Source organism: Neisseria sp. DTU_2021_1001991_1_SI_NGA_ILE_055 (genome assembly GCF_032342915.1).
Lineage (GTDB): Bacteria > Pseudomonadota > Gammaproteobacteria > Burkholderiales > Neisseriaceae > Neisseria.
Window position 1 is genome coordinate 1,639,576 of record NZ_CP135440.1, and the last position, 17,207, is coordinate 1,656,782.

The window sequence follows — 17,207 nt, forward strand, 5'->3', positions numbered from 1 at the left end:
AAACAAAGATTTTCGGCTGTTTTTGTTTCAAATATCCACTGATTCTACCCAAATCCCCCCCTTAATCCTCCTTGGATACCTGATTAATCAGGCATCCGGGCCGCCTTTTAGGCAGCAACAGGCACACTTAGCCTGTTGGCGGCTTTCAACAGGTTCAAACACATCGCCTTCAGATGGCTTTGCGCACTCACTTTGATCAGCCCGAAATAGGCTGCCCGCGCATAGCGGAATTTACGGTGCAGCGTACCGAAGCTTTGTTCGACCACATAACGGGTCTTCGACAAATATCGGTTACGTTTGGTTTGCGCTTCCGTCAGCGGACGGTTGCGGTAGGCTTTGCGCATAATGCCGTCCTGTAACCGATGCTCTTCCAGATGTTGCCGGTTTTCCTCACTGTCATAGCCTTTATCGGCATAGACGGTCGTACCTTTGGGCAGACCTTCCAACAAAGGCGACAGGTGTTTGCACTCATGGGCATTGGCTGGGGTAATGTGCAGTTTCTCGATATAGCCTTCCGCATCGGTACGGGTATGTTGTTTGTAACCGAGTTTGTAGAGGCCGTTTTTCTTTATCCAACGGGCATCGCTGTCTTTACTCGGTGTGGCTTGGCCGCTGACTTGTCCTTCCTCGTCGACTTCTATGGCCTGGCGCTGTTTGCTGCCGGCGGTCTGAATAATAGTGGCATCAACGACGGCGGCGGATGCTTTCTCTATTTTTAGGCCTTTTTCGGTCAGTTGGCGGTTGATCAGTTCCAGTAGTTCGGACAGGGTGTTGTCTTGCGCCAGCCAGTTGCGGTAGCGGCATAAGGTGCTGTAATCGGGGATGCTCAGTTCGTCAAAACGGCAAAACAGGTTGAAATCGATGCGGGTGATGAGGCTGTGTTCGAGTTCGGGATCGGAGAGGCTGTGCCATTGTCCGAGCAGGACGGCTTTGAACATGGACAACAGGGGATAGGCGGGACGGCCGCGGTGGTCTCGGAGGTAACGGATTTTTTGACGATTCAGGTATTGTTCGATCGGTTGCCAATCAATCACCTGATCCAACTTCAATAGCGGGAAGCGGTCGATGTGTTTGGCAATCATGGCTTGTGCGGTTTGCTGGAAGAAGGTACTCATGAAAAATCCCCTAAATGTCTTTGTGGGAATTTAGGGGATTTTGAGGAATTTTGCAAAGGTCTCGGCCTGTTTAACCGTCCCTTGCAAAGCTTGGCACAAGCACCGCTGACCGACGGCAATCAATTACTATATAATCAAACGCATCGTCATCCCTACAAAGGAGCCACACCATGACCACAAAAATTAAAATCGGTATTGTCGGTGCAACCGGATACACAGGCGTCGAATTGTTACGCCTGCTCAGCAGCCACCCCAACGCAGAAGTCACCGCCGTTACCAGCCGAAGCGAAGCCGGTATTGCCGTTGCCGACTACTTTCCCAGCCTGCGCGGCATTTACGACCTTACATTCCAAACGCCCGAAGAGGCCGGGCTTGACCGCTGCGACCTCGTATTCTTCGCCACACCCAACGGCGTGGCCATGAAAGAAGCACCGGCCCTTGTCGAAAAAGGCGTACGCGTGATCGACCTGTCTGCCGACTTCCGCATCCGCGACATCCCCACATGGGAAAAATGGTACAAAATGACCCATGCCGCGCCGCAACTCGTTTCCCAAGCAGTGTACGGTTTGTGCGAACTTCACAAAGACGACATCGCCAAAGCCATGTTGGTGGCCAATCCGGGCTGCTACCCCACCTGCGTTTCCCTGCCCTTATTGCCGCTGCTTCAGGCTGGCCGTCTGAAAGCCAACGCGCCGCTGATTGCCGACTGTAAATCCGGTGTTTCCGGTGCAGGCCGCAAAGCCAGCACCCACGCCCTGTTGTGCGAAGCAGGCGACAACTTCAAAGCCTACGGCGTCGGCGGCCACCGCCATCTGCCTGAAATCCGACAAACCCTGTCCGGACTGCAAGACCAGGTTTCAGACGGCCTGATTTTCGTGCCACACCTTGTTCCGATGATACGCGGTATGCACGCCACCCTGTATCTGCACCTGCAAGAACACACCGATCCTGAAGCCTTGCTGCGCGAATACTACCGCGACAGTCCTTTTGTCGATATTTTGCCTTCAGGTTCAACACCTGAAACCCGCAGCGTACGCGGCGCCAACCTCTGCCGTATCAGCGTTCAAAGAGCGCCCGATCAAGACGATGTGTGGATTGTTCTTTCCGTCATCGACAACTTGGTTAAAGGTGCAGCCGGTCAAGCCGTGCAGAATATGAACATTATGTTCGGCCTGCCCGAAATCACCGGCCTGACCAATGCACCTTTGATGCCTTAACGTCATCCTTATTAAAAACACAAGGCCGTCTGAAACAATGGTTTTCAGACGGCCTTCATTAATTCATACGCAAACATCACTCATACACCACGCCGGCAAGCATTTCTTCTTCATTCAAGTTGCCGTACTGTTGTTCCCAATCGTGGGTGGCCTCCACCATATCGCATTCTTTGGCGAAGGCAAGCAGCCTGCCGTCCATCTGATCCAGACTCAAACTGCCCAAGCGTTCGCATTCTGAAGCCGTCAGATTACCGTCCGCTTCATGCGCTTCCGAAGATCCGAAAGGCAGGGCAAAAAAACCCAGCACCAACGCCAGCAGCACCCAAAAAATATTTTTACGCGAACGAGTCATTTTACACCTCTCATCATAATCACATAGCAGGTTTGAGTCAGAAAAACTAAACCAAATAAAATTGAACTAAGAAAAATCGAATAGAAAATTAGAAATATCGATTTATCTAAGACAAAACGAATAATACTAAGAAAAAATAAAATATGCAATACTTTTTCTTAGATTGAGTAATTTTTTTCTTACAATTTTATAAAAACTAAGGTAAAATACACTCAAATCGTCCAAACCATATAAAAAACATACCTCCATAAAGGCATAAACATGGATACCTTTAAAGACCGCCTGGCTTTCTTATGGAAAGATGAAGCCCGCCAAGCCAAAATCGCCGCCGACATCGATATGACCATCGCCGGATTCAGCCGTATCTGGAACGAAGGCGGCCTGCCGAAATCGGAAACACTAAAAAAAATCAAACAACTTAAAGGCTGCAGCATAGACTGGCTGTTGACCGGCGAAGGCTCCCCCTTCCCCGATTCCGAAGCCCCAAAAGCCACGGCCACAGATACGCTGGGCAACCCTGTCGATATAGACGAATTTGTCTTCGTACCGCGTTACGACATCCAAGCAGCGGCCGGACACGGCCAACTCGTCGGCGATGAACAGCCCATGTTCGCCATGGCGTTCCGACGCTATTGGATAGAAAATTATGTAACGCGCGACATCAAAAACCTTTCCGTTATCTCAGTCAAAGGCGACTCAATGGAAGGCGTGCTGAATGATGGCGACACCATCCTCATCAACCACGGCCAAACCACGCCGCGCGACGGCCTCTATGTTTTGCGCCTCAACGAAAACCTTCTGGTCAAACGCCTGCAACTGATACCCGGCGGCATCGTCAACGTCATTTCCGCCAACGAAGCCTACCCCACTTTTGAAATCGACCTGAAAAACCCGACCGACGACGTTGCCATCATCGGCCGAGTCGAATGGTTTGGCAGAAGCATCTAAATCTGACATACTGGCGCTTGAAATTTCTGCCATGCCCTCCATGTAAGCTGGCAGACCTGTCTGCACAAACTTGCTTTGGCCAACGGTTTGCGCGACAATAGTAAAAACATTCATATAAAAGGAATCACATCATGTCAGACGAAAGCCCTATTATCTTTACTGACAGCTGCTGCACCAAAGTTGCCGACCTGATTGCCGAAGAGAACAATCCCGACCTGAAATTGCGCGTATTCGTCAACGGCGGCGGTTGCTCCGGCTTCCAATACGGTTTTACCTTTGACGAAATCAAAAACGACGACGATTTCGAAATCCAAAAAAACGGCCTGACGTTCTTGGTCGACCCGATGAGCTACCAATATCTGGTTGGTGCGGAAATCGACTACACCGAAAGCCTGCAAGGTTCTCAATTCGTCATCCGCAATCCGAATGCCGAAACGACTTGCGGTTGCGGCTCGTCCTTCTCCGTATAAACAATCCGTTTCTTCATGAAAAACAGGCCGTCTGTATCTTCAGACGGCCTTTTGTGTGAATTTATTTTAAACAATATTGGATTTATCTTATAATAATAATATCGGGCGTGAATATTTACTCTACAATAGACATAACATTGGACATGCATATTGCCATATAAATAAAAAATCATTGTCCAGCCGATTAACGACACAAAGGCACCCCCTATCCGGTCTGCCTCAGACTGCGGCCTCTGTTTTTGCCTGCATCGCAAGCCAAAACAGCTCAAACACAATAACAAAACCTCAGGCCCAACCCATTTGGTTGACGCAGTCGAAATATTCATGGGATATCAATGAGCAAACAAGAAAAATTTTTCGACGTATACGTTTCCTATCCGCCGAACACGGATAGGGAGCGCATCCACGCCTGCCTGTATGACAACCTGCCCGAAAACGAAGCCGAGAGCCTGATTCAAGCCTTGGCGGAGCGTCCGCAAGCCATTGTGGCCGAGAAATGCACCCAAGACGAGCGCGAAAATGCGCAGCATTACTTCAGCTATTTAGGTTTGGACGTCATTGTCCGTCAGGCCATGGAATTGGAGGCGCTCGAAGAAGAACCCGTATCGGCAGTCAATATCCTCGACCCCATCCAATGCCCCGTCTGCATGACGATTATTGACGAACTCGATGCACAGGAATGTAAGACCTGCCACTTTGATTTGACAGAAAAAAATGAGCTGGCCATCCAGCGCAAGCGCATTGAATGGCAGGAAAAAATCTCTTTCGAGCACAAAAAACAAACCGAAATTGCCCACAAGCTCAAATATGAGCGCGAACAGGAAGAGAAAAAACTGCGTAAGAAAATCCGCGCCGAATTAGAATCCCAACTACGCGAAGAGTTAGGCCAAAATCCAGAGCTTGCTGCGCTGGCAGCGAGGAAGAAAACACAGTTTCTGCTTACAATGGCTATCGTATTCGCCGTTTTAAGCCTGCTTGCTCTCGGCTATATCGCTGCAAAATTCTTCTAAACTGATTTCAAAACTTAAGGCCGTCTGAAAAACAGATTTTCAGACGGCCTTTTATATTTATATTGATTGCATCATTCCAATCAAGCCTCTTGCACATCCACATCCACCGACCATCTGATTTTGCCGTCGCGGTTTTGCTGCAACACCTGCACCCACAAACTCACGGCGCGGTGCAAATCCTGTCGGGACGGGGATTCGAGGAAGATTTGCGCGCGTTCGCGTTCGGCGAGGCGCACCATCAGCATTGGGGCCGCGCCGAACTGGGAAACGCTTTCGGGCAACAGCGGGGCGAGGGTTTCTTTGGCGGCGTTGAGAAACTCCATCGCATCGGCAACGCGCGGCGCGTCGGCTCGGACGGCGGTCTGGAAACCGAAGGGCGGCATGGCGAACATTTGCCGTTCGTTCAATTCGTTTTCGGCAAACACGGCGTAGTCCTGCGCTTTGACGGCGGCGAAGACAGGATGTTCGGGCAGTTGGGTTTGTATCAACACCTTGCCGGGTTTGTCGGCGCGCCCCGCCCTGCCGGACACCTGCATCAGCTCGGCAAACAGCCTTTCCAGCGCGCGAAAGTCCGCGCTGTACAGGCTGCCGTCGGCGTTCAACACGATAACGAGGTTGAGCCGCGCGAAATCATGGCCTTTGGCAAGCATCTGCGTGCCGACCAGAATGTCGATTTCGTTGTCGGCGATGCGGCGGTACAAATCCGCCCAGTCGTTTTTGTGCGCAGTGCTGTCCCTGTCAACACGGACGACGGCAGCCTTGGGCAGGAAGGCGCGCAGGGTTTCTTCGACGCGCTGCGTGCCGTGGCCGACGGCGGTCAGGTCTTGGTTGCCGCAGTCGGGGCATTTGAACGGGATGGGTTCGCGGTGGTCGCAGTGGTGGCAGCGCAGTTGGCGGGCGCGTTGGTGAAGCACCATTTTGGCGGAACAGTTCGGGCAGCCGAAGGTATGGCCGCAGTCGCCGCAAAACAGCGCGGGCGCGAAGCCGCGACGATTGAGGTACACCAGCGACATGCCGCCTGCTTCAAAGTTCTGTTCCAAAAGCTGCAAGGCTTGCGGCGAGAAGCCGTTGTCGAGTTTCAGACGGCCTACATTAAGTATTTCTACTTGCGGCAGTTGCGCGGCGGTATGGGCGCGTTCGGTCAGTTGCAGCAGGCGGTACGCGCCGCTTTGCGCTTTGTGCCAGCTCTCCAAGCTGGGCGTGGCGCTGCCCAATATGATGGGACAGCCGCTCTGCTTCGCCCGCCACACCGCCAAATCGCGGGCGTGGTAGCGCAATTCGTTGTCCTGTTTGAACGAGCCGTCGTGTTCCTCATCGACCACAATCAGCCCGACATTAGGCAAAGGCGTGAACACCGCCAGCCGCGTACCGATGACCAATTTCGCCTGCCCCAACATCGCGCGCAAATAATCCTGCGTGCGCCTGCCTGCCGCCATCTGGCTGTGCAACACGGCGATCGGCACGTCGGCAAAACGGTTTTCCACCCGTTTCAAAAGCTGCGGCGTGAGGTTGATTTCGGGCAACAAAAACAACACCTGCCGCCCCTGCGCCAACACTTTCGCCATCGCATCGAAATACACCTCGGTCTTGCCGCTGCCGGTAATGCCGTACAGCAAAAACGGCTGAAATTTACCGAAGGCCGTCTGAATTTCATCGGAAGCCTTCTGCTGGTCGGCGTTTAATACAAATTCAGAGTGCGAAGCCTGCCCGTGGTACGGCCTTAAAACGGACTTCGCCGCTTCCGTCGTTTCAATCCAGCCCTGTTCCGCCCAATCTTCGATTAACTTCGCCGCCTGCGCGTTCACCTGCTTCAACGCCGCCATCGTCATCCCGCCCGACAGCAGCGCATCCCACAAAGCCGCTTTTTTGTTGAACCGCGCCGGCGGCGGCGTTTGCGCCCTGCCTGCTTCGTTCAAAGCATAAAACAACGGCGGCTGCGGCATTTCCACCGCGCGCGTTTCCTTCAAACCCTGCGGCAGCGCGGCAAATACAGCCTGCCCGGTCGGATAGTGGTAATAACGCGACGTAAACGCCAACAAATCACGCCAGCTTTGAGGCAACGGCTTTTCTTCCACAAAGGCCGTCTGAACACCCAAAATCCGCGCCGCATCCATATCGGGCGCAATATCCGTTTCCCACACAATCCCGACCACAGTTTTATTGCGGAAAGGCACAAGCACCCGCGTTCCCGGAGGAAGCGGCTCGGAATGCGAATAAGTCAAAAGGCCGTCTGAAAGCGGCACATTTACAGCGATGCGGTGGTAAATCATACAAACAATCAAATCATTTTTTCGTATTTTAACAGCCGAAAGCTATTTTCAGACGATAATTTGAGCCTCAATACAATGCAGGCATGACAGAGGTTTGATACAATGCCTTACTTTTAACACACGCAAGTCTCTCGCATGAAAACCAAGTTAATCAAAATCTTAACACCGTTTGCCGTCCTTCCTTTGCTGGCATGCGGTCAACCTGCCGTATCCAACGCCAACGCCGCGCCTGCGCCGGCTGCCAAAGCGGAAGCGCCTGCCGACAAATCCGTTGCCGCTTCTTTGAAAGCGCGTTTGGAAAAAGTCTATGCCGCCCAGGATTTGAAAGTTTTGAGCGTCAGTGAAACACCGATTAAAGGCATTTACGAAGTTGTTGTCAGCGGCAAACAAATCATCTATACCGATGCCAAAGGCGACTATATGCTCGTCGGCGACCTCATCAACGTCAACACGCGACAAAGCCTGACTGAAGAACGCGCCGCCGACTTGAACAAAATCGACTTCGCTTCCCTGCCTTTGGACAAAGCCATCAAAGAAGTGCGCGGCAACGGCAAACTGAAAGTCGCCGTTTTCTCCGATCCGGACTGCCCGTTCTGCAAACGCTTGGAGCATGAATTTGAAAAAATGACCGACATCACGATTTACACCTTCATGATGCCGATTCCAAGCCTGCACCCTGATGCCGCGCGCAAAGCCGAGCTGTTGTGGTGCCAACCTAATCCGACCCAGGCATGGATCGACTGGATGCGCAAAGGCAAACTCCCAAGCGGCAAAGCAAACTGCGAAAACCCTGTTGCGGAAACCACTTCATTGGGCGAACAATTCGGCTTCAACGGCACGCCGACCCTGGTCTTCCCTAACGGCCGCAGCCAAAGCGGTTACAGCCCTATGCCCCACCTCAAAGAAGTCATCGAGAAAAACCAGTAATACTTTTCAGGTTTTAATCTCCATAAAGGACGCTTTACGCGTCCTTTTTTCATGTCGCACGCCATCAATTGCTTTCAGACGGCCTCAAACAGACAAATACAAAAAAGGACGTGTCCGCCACGTCCTTTTCCCTTTACCTTACAGGTAGAATTTCTCAACCACTTTCAGGTTTTCGTCCAATTTGTACACCAGCGGCTGGCCGGTCGGGATTTCCAAGCCCATGATGTCTTCGTCTGAAATGCCTTCGATGTGTTTGGCCAACGCGCGCAGGGAGTTGCCGTGTGCCGCAACCAAAACACGTTTGCCGCTCAGGATGGCCGGAGCGATTTGGTCTTCCCAGAAAGGCAGGACGCGCTCGAGGGTAACTTTGAGGTTTTCGCCATCGGGAATAACATCGCTAGGCAGGTTGGCATAGCGGCGGTCGTTGTGGGCGGAATGCGGGTCTTTAGGATCGAGCAGCGGAGGCAGGGTATCGTAGCTGCGGCGCCAGATGTGGACTTGCTCGTCGCCGTATTTTTCTGCGGTTTGTTTTTTATCCATACCTTGCAGCTGGCCGTAGTGGCGCTCGTTCAAACGCCATGATTTGATTTGCGGAACAAACAGTTGGTCGGATTCTTCCAAAACGATGTTACAGGTTTTGATGGCACGGGTCAGGACGGAAGTAAAGGCGATGTCGAATTCATAGCCTTTTTCTTTCAGCTTTTTACCTGCTGCGGCGGCTTCTGCCAAACCTTGCTCGCTCAGCTTGACGTCGCGCCAGCCGGTGAAAAGGTTTTTCGCGTTCCATTCGCTTTGTCCGTGACGGATGAATACTAATTCCATGATAGTTTGCTCCAATGAAGTTTGGGAAAAGGTATTTATAGCACACTTTGCCGCCACGCTGATAACGTCGGCGGTTTCTTTTGATATGTTGCAAGTTTGCTTCTAGTCTTCAGACGGCCTTGTCGGAAGGTAAACGTCAAACCGCGTGCTTTTGCCGGTGTATTGATATGCCGGTTTGCGCCCGTCGAGAAACTCTCCCAAGCGCGGGCGTTTGACGACAATGCGCTTTTTGGCGGTATCCAATGCCGCCTCCAACAACTCGGCTTCGTCTTGTGCCGCGCCGACCAAGTCGTGAAAGTAAGCCATTTCTTTTTTCACGGCGGCGGTTTTGCGGCGTTCCGGGTACATCGGGTCGAGGTACACCACATCGGGCCTGCCGTTTTGCACAGATAATTCCTGCATCAAATCAACGGCATTGCCAAAGTGCAAAGTAATTCGCCGGGCAATCTCCCGTGTTTCTTCACTTTGCCCCGCCCTGTTGAGGCCGTCTGAAAGTAGACAGGCAACCGCAGGATTTTGTTCAAAAGTGTGTACATTCAAACCCAACGAGGCAAGCACAAAACTGTCGCGCCCCAGTCCGCCGGTAGCGTCCCAGACAGTCGGTTGTGCAGTGTGGTTGACGGCTTTGGCAATCAACTCGCCTCCGCCTTTGGTGCGCCGATAATGGGCGGCACCGCCATCAAAATAAACGCGGACACGGCCTTTTTCACCGGCGCGGCACAAACTGATGCCGCTTTCGTCAGCAATAAGGAAACTGCCTGCTTCAGGCTGCCGGTCGATAACGGTCAGTCCGAAAGGCGCGGCAAGGCTGCGAAGTTCGGCAGATGCGGTTTCGTCAAAATAAATCTTGTACATAAGGCTTATGTTTCAGACGGCCTGGAAAACTTGGGCCGTCTGAACGTTTTAATTGATGTCCAAGCGTTCCATGCGGTAGCGCATAGAGCGGAAGCTGATGCCCAAAAGTTTGGCGGCTTGGGTACGGTTGTAACGGGTTTGCTGCAAGGCCTGTTCGATGATACTGCGTTCCACTTGGTCGAGGTAATCCTGTATCTGCATGGTGCGCGGATCAAACGGCGGAATGGGGCTGTGATTGAGCGTGGTTTCGCGCGCGTCAGGTTCGGCAATATCGTCAAAAGAGAAGCCGCTGCGTTCTGCCTTAACCTGTGGGGCATTTTGAATCTGCAAGTCGTCCACTTGTATCACTTGACCGACCGTCAATGCAACGGCGCGTTCGAGGATATTCTCTAGCTCACGAAAGTTGCCGGGATAGCTGTAATGCAACAGGGCTTCTTGGGCTTTCGGGCTGAGTTTGTAGGTTTGATTGCCGTGACGGTGTTTATACAGCAGATACAGAATCAGCGCGCCCAAGTCTTCGCGCATTTCACGTAAAGGCGGCATGTGTAGGGTGACAACGTTGAGGCGGTAATACAAGTCCTGACGGAATGCGCCGCTTTCAACCAAAGCTTCGAGGTTTTTGTGGGTTGCACAAATAATGCGCACATCCACAAAGGTTTCCCGCGCATCGCCGATACGGCGCACGGCTTTTTCTTGAATGGCGCGTAGGAGTTTGACCTGCATGGCAAGCGGCAAATCGGCAACTTCATCAAGGAACAAAGTGCCACCGTCAGCGTGTTGGAAAAAACCTAAACGGTCTTGATCCGCGCCGGTAAAGCTGCCTTTTTTGTAGCCGAAAAATTCGCTTTCCATCAGGTTTTCAGGAATCGCGCCGCAGTTGACGGCAATAAACGGTTTGTCGGCGCGGTCGGACAGCTCGTGAATCGTGCGCGCCGCCTGCTCTTTACCCGTACCGGACTCGCCGGAGATATAAACGGGAACAAAGCTGTGGGCCAATCTGCGAATCAGGTGGCGTACTTCGACCATTTGCGGCGAAGTACCCAACAGGCGCGGCATATCGTCGTCGCCTTTCAGGATAGGCTCTTCTTGCAAAGCAGGATTGATGTTGCCGGTTGAAAACCGCTCTTTTAAGGAATTGAGCCCTTCCGGAACAGTCAAAGGCCGGTTAAATTCGCTCTGTACGCTCTTAGGAGGCATAACGACAGGCTTGACCGGCTGAGGTTCGGGTTTATACAGGGCGGCAGAAACAGGCGCAGGCTGCGATTTGACTTTTTCAGACGGCGTAGGTTCGGCAGTATTATCGGAAACCGATACTGCCGATTTAACCAATGAACGCAACTGCGACAGCGTAATCGGTTTTTGCAGATAATCAAACGCCCCTGCTTTCAAGGCTTCAACGGCTTGGTCGGCATTGCCGAAAGCCGTAATCACGGCAACGGGCGTGTCGAGCATCAACTCGTCGATGTATTGGACCACCTCGAGGCCGGAGCCGTCGGGCATACGCATATCAGTCAACACCAGCGAATAATCGTTGTTGTCCAGCTTGTCTTTGGCTTCTTCAACACCCGCCGCAGTATCGACGCGCAGACCCATTTTCATCAGGGTCATTTCCATCAGGTCGCGGATGTCTGCCTCGTCATCGACAATCAAAACCAGCTCTTGCAATTTATTCATCCTGCGCTTGCTCCTTCGGTAAAATCAGTTCGAACCCGTTCATTTCAGGGTGATAATGCAGCTGTCCCATATTGGCGTGTGCCAACTCGCGTGCGACGTAAAGCCCCAAACCGGTGCCTTGTTTTTCGGTGGTGTAAAACGGCTCGAACAGATGATTTCGTACATCCGGCGGCACGCCTTTGCCGTTGTCCGCCACTACGATGGAAATATGCATCCTGCCGCTAGAGCGGATAAGGACGGTAATGGCGTTTTCGTCCTGACGGCTATGTCGCCAAGCGTTGTTGCACAAGTTCCACATCACTTGCTGCAAGTGCATGGGGTCAACCAATACGGTCAGGTTGTTGCCGTCCATATTCATACGCAGACAGCCGATGGCATCGGGATTGTTCAAGGTAAATTCCTGCTTGAACTCCAACCAGAATTTCATCAGATTAATCGGCTGGCGGCTGATGTTGTCTCGTTTGTTAAGCAGGGATACGTCTTCCAACATCTTGTCGATGCGTTGGATATTGCTGTCGATGATGTTGTAGAGCTTGGCCTTGAGCGGGTCTGCCTCATCGCCCTCTTGCAACAAATCGCTGGCATGACGGATGGCGGACATCGGGTTGCGGATTTCGTGGGCAAGGTTGGCAGTCAACTGTCCGAGCGAAGTCAGCTTGGTGGACATGGCCTCCGCAGCCACTTCACGCAATGAGCGGACGTACAGCATCAGTAGCTCGGTTTGCTCCTGAATCAATGGAACGGCTCGGACGTGCATGGCGTGTTGGAAAATATGGATATCGGTTTCAAAAGGTTTGTCGGGTTGGCGCTGCCAGCGGGCCACCAGTTCGCCGAACACGATTTCCTGCTGATCGATAATCAGGCTGGGAAAATAGATTTTTGCCTGTTTGTTAAACAGCCACACGCGCTGGGTCGCATCAATCACCACCACCGCTTCCTGTACGCGGTTCAAAACCAAATGGTTCAAGCCGCTGATACGGCGGTAGGCCAGTTGATGGCGGCTGGCGGACTCTGTGGCCTGCTCCAAATAACGGGCGGCAAACGATGTCAGCATCGCCACCAGATAGCCTGCGCCGATCAGCATCGAAGAATTCACCATTGATTTTGCGTCCCAATTAAATGAATCGAAACGCATACTGCCATCTAAAAACATGTTCAAAATAAACAACATTGCCGTATAGCCTGCATACAGCATAGGATAGTGGCCATAACTGAGCAGACACGACGTGGCGACAAACGGCAAAACCAAAATCCCGAAACCGGAAGCCGTACCGCCGGAGATATACACCAAAACCATCATCATGGTGATGTCGACCACGGCACTGGCATTGGGCAAATCCAAAGACTGCCACTGCCAGCCCGGGCGGAACACGGAGAGCATAATCAGGCAGAAATACAGCGTTACCCAGATATAAAACTCAACGTCCGGCAACGAAATGCCAATCAGGTTGCCGCCTGTGTAGCTGCCGAAAGCGTGCAAAACCAAAAGCGGTAAGACAATGGCTATTCGGGCAATGTTGATTACACCGGGAATCCGCTCCCTCAGATTACCCAGTTCTTGAAGATTGGCTCTGTTCATAAATGAACCTTTTTTATTTTCATGCAATGTCGTATAAATTTAATTTATTTAGATATATTTGTTCTTGTTTCAGGACAAACTTTTCAGACGGCCTGATATTTCCAATACCTTGCCTTTTTTACCGCGCTTGCCGTCAATATCGGCAATCCGCAGTTTTTCCTGATGCTCGGCGCCGCGGCGGCCGACCGATACAACGGTAAACTCAGGAGAGGTCGTCACCATAATGTGCTCCAAAGATGCACCCTCGGCCAACGACATCAACTGCAAACCGCGCCCTTTGGGCATGACTTTGAGTTCGCCGATGGAAAACACCAAGAGGCGGTGGTCGCTGCTGGCCAGTACAACTTTGCAGTCGGGATTAATCAGTGAAGAAGCATAGACGGCAACCGGCGGCAGGACGGTTTCGCCGCTGTCCACAGTCATCACCACTTTGCCCGCTTTCACACGTCCGACCATATCGCCCAGCTTGGCGATGAAGCCGTAGCCGCCGCTGCCTGAGAGCAGGTAGTGCTGTTCGGGCTGGCCGGTAAGCATGGCGACGGGTTTGGCGCCGTTTTGCAGCTCGATTAAGGATGAAACCGGCACGCCGTCGCCGCGCCCGCCGGGGATTTCGGCGGCATCGAGCGTGTAGGTTCTGCCCAATGAGTCGAGAATGACGACAGGTAAAACGGTGCGCCCTTCAAGGGTTTGCTTGAGGCGGTCGCCTTCTTTGAACGCAGTTTGGCTCAAATCAAGGTTGTGTCCGGCACGGCTGCGTATCCACCCTTTTTCCGACAAAATCAGCGTGATCGGCTCATCGGCGGTAGTCTGCGTCAACACGGCGCGTCCGGCTTCTTCCACCAGCGTGCGGCGCGCGTCGCCAAACTGCTTCATGTCCGCCTGCATCTCTTTGATAATCAGCTTGCGTTTCTCGTTTTCGTCGCCCAAAAGGATATTCAGACGACCTTGTTCCTCGCGCAATTCGTTCAATTCTTTTTCGAGTTTGAAACCTTCCAAACGCGCCAACTGACGCAGGCGGATTTCCAAAATGTCTTCGGCTTGGATTTCGGTCAGCCCGAACGCCGCCATCAAATCGGCTTTCGGGTCGTCTGATTCGCGAATGACTTTAATCACTTCGTCAATGTGCAGAAAGACTTTCAGACGGCCTTCAAGGATATGCAGCCGTTTTTCCACTTGGTTCAAACGGAATTTCAGACGGCGTGTTACGGTCACGACGCGGAAATCCAACCACTCCTGCAAAATCGTTTTCAGGTTTTTCTGCGCAGGGCGGTTGTCCAAACCCATCATCACCAAGTTCATGGACACATTGCCTTCCAGCGAAGTCTGCGCCATCAGCGTGTTGATGAAGGTATCCGTATCGATGCGGCTAGATTTCGGCTCGAACACTAGGCGTACGGGATGTTCGCCGTCCGACTCGTCGCGCACGCGGTCGATTAAATCCAGCATCAGCTTTTTGGTGTTGAGCTGGTCTTGGTTGAGCTGCTTTTTGCCCGCTTTCGGTTTCGGGTTGGTCTGCTCTTCGATTTCGGCAAGGATTTTGGCGGAGTTGGCGTTCGGCGGCAGTTCGGTCACAATCACGCGCCATTGTCCGCGTGCCAATTTCTCGATTTCGTAACGCGCACGTACGCGCACGCTGCCTTTGCCGGTTTCGTAAATCCGGCGCAATTCGTCCGCCGGCGTGATGATTTGACCGCCGCCGGCAAAATCGGGGGCGGGAATATATTGCATCAGGTCGGCGGTTTCCAGCGTTGGCTTTTTCAACAGCGCAATCGCCGCCTGTGTGACTTCGTTTAAATTGTGCGATGGAATTTCGGTCGCCATGCCCACCGCAATGCCCGACGCGCCGTTGAGCAAGACCATAGGCAAGCGGGCAGGCAGGTGTACAGGTTCGTCAAACGCGCCGTCGTAGTTCGGCACAAAATCCACCGTACCCTGATTGATTTCGGACAACAGCAATTCCGCAATCGGCGTCAGCCGCGCTTCGGTGTAACGCATCGCCGCCGCCCCGTCGCCGTCGCGCGAACCGAAGTTGCCGATGCCGTCAATTAAGGGATAGCGCAAGGTAAAATCCTGCGCCATGCGCACCATCGCCTCATAGGCAGAAATGTCGCCGTGCGGATGGTATTTACCCAAAATCTCGCCGACCACGCGCGCCGATTTCACCGGCTTCGCCCCCGCCGTCAAACCCATATCGCGCATGGCAAACAAAATACGTCGTTGTACAGGCTTTTGGCCGTCTGAAACTTCAGGCAGCGCGCGGCCTTTGACCACGCTCATGGCGTATTCGAGATAAGCGCGTTCGGCGTATTGACCTAACAGCAGGTAGTCTTCGCCGATAGGAGATGGGCTTGGAGCGGAAATGTGTTCTGTCATCAGGATGGTAAAACGAAATAAATTAAAGAGGATATTGTAAAGCAAAATCGGTAGTCATAGCCAATTTGAGTGATGAACGGTAGCTCGGCGGCAATAAGGCTTACCGAATCAAGTCGGCAAATATGATTTGTTTCGACCAAAAAGGCCGTCTGAAACCCTTTCATGTTTCAGACGGCCTTTTCATTTTGGTTTTAAATCAAAACTTCGTTATTCTGCAGTAGCCGGTTTGGCCGCAGTTTTAATGGTTAAGGTCAACGCGGCGGCAATGGCCAGAGAAACACCGGCAAAAGTCATCGCGTTGGCAGGGTTTGAACCCAAGAAGGTTTTGTACACCCAGCCGAAAGATACGGTTTCAATCAGCATTGGAATCACAATCATCATGTTCACAATACCCATGTACACGCCGTAACGTTCTTTCGGAATAGAACCGACCACAATCATAAACGGCACGCCCATCATACTTGCCCAGCCGACACCGAAACCAATCATCGGCGCAAACATCAGGTATTTGTTGCCAATGTGCGGAATGGTGAGCAAGGCCAGCGCGGCAAGGGTTACGGCAAAGGCGTGAACATATTTGGCGGCGTATTTGCGCGCCATCCACATCAGGCCGAAGGCAGAGATAAAGGTTACAACGTTGTAGGAAGCGTTTACCAGGCCGGTCCATGCAACCGCTTGACTATACGCTTCGGTATTTTCAACAGTCGAATTCCAAACGGATTGGACGATACTGTGGGAAATATATTGCCAGTAGATGAAGAGCGCGTACCATTGGAAGAGATATACCAAAGCCAGTTGCCACAGGGCAGTCGGCATTTCGCGCACGGCAACGACAATATCTTTAACAGCATGAGCCGGACCGCTCGGCTGGGCTTTAATGGCCGCCATTTCTTCAGGGCTGGGCTCGCGTTCGGCCGTTGATAAAACGGTAACCAAAACCGAACCGATGGAGCAGACCGCACCAATATAAAACGAACCGAATACCCAATACGGGATACCCGCTTCGGAAGTTTGTTGCAACCAGCCGATTTGCTGGAAGATGAAGAGGGAAAGGTTGGCCAGTGTAATACCCAAACCGGTAAACACAGACTGCATCAAGAAACCGGTAGATTGCTGGTGTTCAGGCACAGTATCGGCAATAAAGGCACGGAAAGGTTCCATTGCAGTATTGTTACTGATGTCCAAGAGCCACAGCAGCAATACGGCCACCCACAAGGCGGTAACATGCGGATAGATAAAGAGACAGAGGCTGCAACCGATGGCACCGATCAAGAAATACGGACGGCGGCGGCCCAATCCAGGCACCCAAGTGCGGTCACTCATCGCACCAATCATCGGCTGCACCAGCAAACCGGTAATCGGGCCTGCCATATTCAAAATCGGCAATTGGCTCGGGTCGGCATGAAGAAAGCTGAAAATCGGGTTAATCGCAGTTTGCTGCAACCCGAAGCTATATTGAATACCGAAGAAACCGAAGTTCATCAGCATAATCTGGCGAAGTGTCATCGCCACTTGTGGGGAGATTTTCATAGGAAGGCTACTCCTGGATAATAAACTATGGAAACAACAAACTCCAATTTCAGCGGTATGACGCT

At 52.3% G+C, this 17,207-nt stretch carries 13 protein-coding genes and 2 pseudogenes; 5 read left to right on the forward strand and 10 right to left on the reverse strand.

Annotated elements, in window-relative coordinates; all coding sequences use genetic code 11:
- Positions 1 to 107 precede the first annotated feature (107 nt).
- Positions 108 to 1,115 carry an IS5 family transposase gene (locus RRV97_RS07680; protein WP_315611182.1) on the reverse strand — a complete coding sequence of 336 codons (1,008 nt, stop codon included), beginning with the start codon at positions 1,113 to 1,115 and terminating at the stop codon, positions 108 to 110.
- Between the two features lie 170 nt (positions 1,116 to 1,285).
- Here RRV97_RS07680 and argC point away from each other — a divergent pair, with 170 nt between their 5' ends.
- Positions 1,286 to 2,332 carry an N-acetyl-gamma-glutamyl-phosphate reductase gene (argC, locus tag RRV97_RS07685; protein WP_315611183.1) on the forward strand — a complete coding sequence of 349 codons (1,047 nt, stop codon included), beginning with the start codon at positions 1,286 to 1,288 and terminating at the stop codon, positions 2,330 to 2,332.
- A 76-nt stretch (positions 2,333 to 2,408) separates the two neighbouring features.
- On the opposite strand, the gene RRV97_RS07690 is transcribed toward argC, so the two are convergent.
- Positions 2,409 to 2,684, reverse strand: a complete 276-nt coding sequence (locus RRV97_RS07690) for a hypothetical protein (protein WP_003748371.1) — start codon at positions 2,682 to 2,684, stop codon at positions 2,409 to 2,411.
- Positions 2,685 to 2,945: 261 nt separating this feature from the next.
- Here RRV97_RS07690 and RRV97_RS07695 point away from each other — a divergent pair, with 261 nt between their 5' ends.
- The 3 genes from RRV97_RS07695 (at position 2,946) to RRV97_RS07705 (ending at position 5,112) form a co-directional block, all read left to right on the forward strand.
- Entirely contained in the window at positions 2,946 to 3,632 is a 687-nt protein-coding gene (locus tag RRV97_RS07695) for a helix-turn-helix transcriptional regulator (protein ID WP_003680158.1), read from the forward strand.
- A 131-nt stretch (positions 3,633 to 3,763) separates the two neighbouring features.
- The gene (gene erpA / locus RRV97_RS07700) at positions 3,764 to 4,102 is read left to right on the forward strand and encodes an iron-sulfur cluster insertion protein ErpA (protein ID WP_003680162.1); all 339 of its coding nucleotides are present in this window, start codon (positions 3,764 to 3,766) and stop codon (positions 4,100 to 4,102) included.
- Between the two features lie 335 nt (positions 4,103 to 4,437).
- Complete coding sequence (locus tag RRV97_RS07705; protein ID WP_315611184.1) at positions 4,438 to 5,112, forward strand: hypothetical protein; 675 nt, start codon at positions 4,438 to 4,440, stop codon at positions 5,110 to 5,112.
- Positions 5,113 to 5,192: 80 nt separating this feature from the next.
- Here RRV97_RS07705 and RRV97_RS07710 read toward each other — a convergent pair whose 3' ends face one another.
- The gene (locus RRV97_RS07710) at positions 5,193 to 7,382 is read right to left on the reverse strand and encodes a primosomal protein N' (protein ID WP_315611185.1); all 2,190 of its coding nucleotides are present in this window, start codon (positions 7,380 to 7,382) and stop codon (positions 5,193 to 5,195) included.
- 135 nt (positions 7,383 to 7,517) lie between these two features.
- Here RRV97_RS07710 and RRV97_RS07715 point away from each other — a divergent pair, with 135 nt between their 5' ends.
- Positions 7,518 to 8,309, forward strand: coding sequence for a DsbC family protein (locus RRV97_RS07715; RefSeq protein ID WP_188213342.1), 792 nt, complete (start codon positions 7,518 to 7,520; stop codon positions 8,307 to 8,309).
- Positions 8,310 to 8,447: 138 nt separating this feature from the next.
- Here the strand turns inward: RRV97_RS07715 and RRV97_RS07720 are convergent, their stop codons facing one another.
- From RRV97_RS07720 to RRV97_RS07745, 7 genes and pseudogenes are all read right to left on the reverse strand, one after another.
- Complete coding sequence (locus RRV97_RS07720) at positions 8,448 to 9,131, reverse strand: 2,3-diphosphoglycerate-dependent phosphoglycerate mutase (RefSeq protein ID WP_293199373.1); 684 nt, start codon at positions 9,129 to 9,131, stop codon at positions 8,448 to 8,450.
- A 102-nt stretch (positions 9,132 to 9,233) separates the two neighbouring features.
- Positions 9,234 to 9,986, reverse strand: coding sequence for a class I SAM-dependent methyltransferase (locus RRV97_RS07725; protein WP_315611186.1), 753 nt, complete (start codon positions 9,984 to 9,986; stop codon positions 9,234 to 9,236).
- A gap of 48 nt (positions 9,987 to 10,034) precedes the next feature.
- Positions 10,035 to 11,045: pseudogene (locus RRV97_RS11495) on the reverse strand (sigma-54 interaction domain-containing protein); the annotation flags it as partial.
- Between the two features lie 164 nt (positions 11,046 to 11,209).
- Positions 11,210 to 11,660: pseudogene (locus RRV97_RS11500) on the reverse strand (response regulator); the annotation flags it as partial.
- On the reverse strand, positions 11,653 to 13,239 hold the full coding sequence (locus RRV97_RS07735) for a HAMP domain-containing sensor histidine kinase (protein ID WP_315611188.1): 1,587 nt from the start codon (positions 13,237 to 13,239) through the stop codon (positions 11,653 to 11,655). The pseudogene RRV97_RS11500 and the gene RRV97_RS07735, both read right to left, overlap by 8 nt.
- A gap of 69 nt (positions 13,240 to 13,308) precedes the next feature.
- Positions 13,309 to 15,612 (reverse strand): DNA topoisomerase IV subunit A, encoded by a 2,304-nt coding sequence (parC, locus tag RRV97_RS07740; protein ID WP_315611189.1) that lies wholly within the window; start codon positions 15,610 to 15,612, stop codon positions 13,309 to 13,311.
- 207 nt (positions 15,613 to 15,819) lie between these two features.
- Entirely contained in the window at positions 15,820 to 17,142 is a 1,323-nt protein-coding gene (locus RRV97_RS07745; RefSeq protein WP_315611191.1) for an MFS transporter, read from the reverse strand.
- Positions 17,143 to 17,207 lie beyond the last annotated feature (65 nt).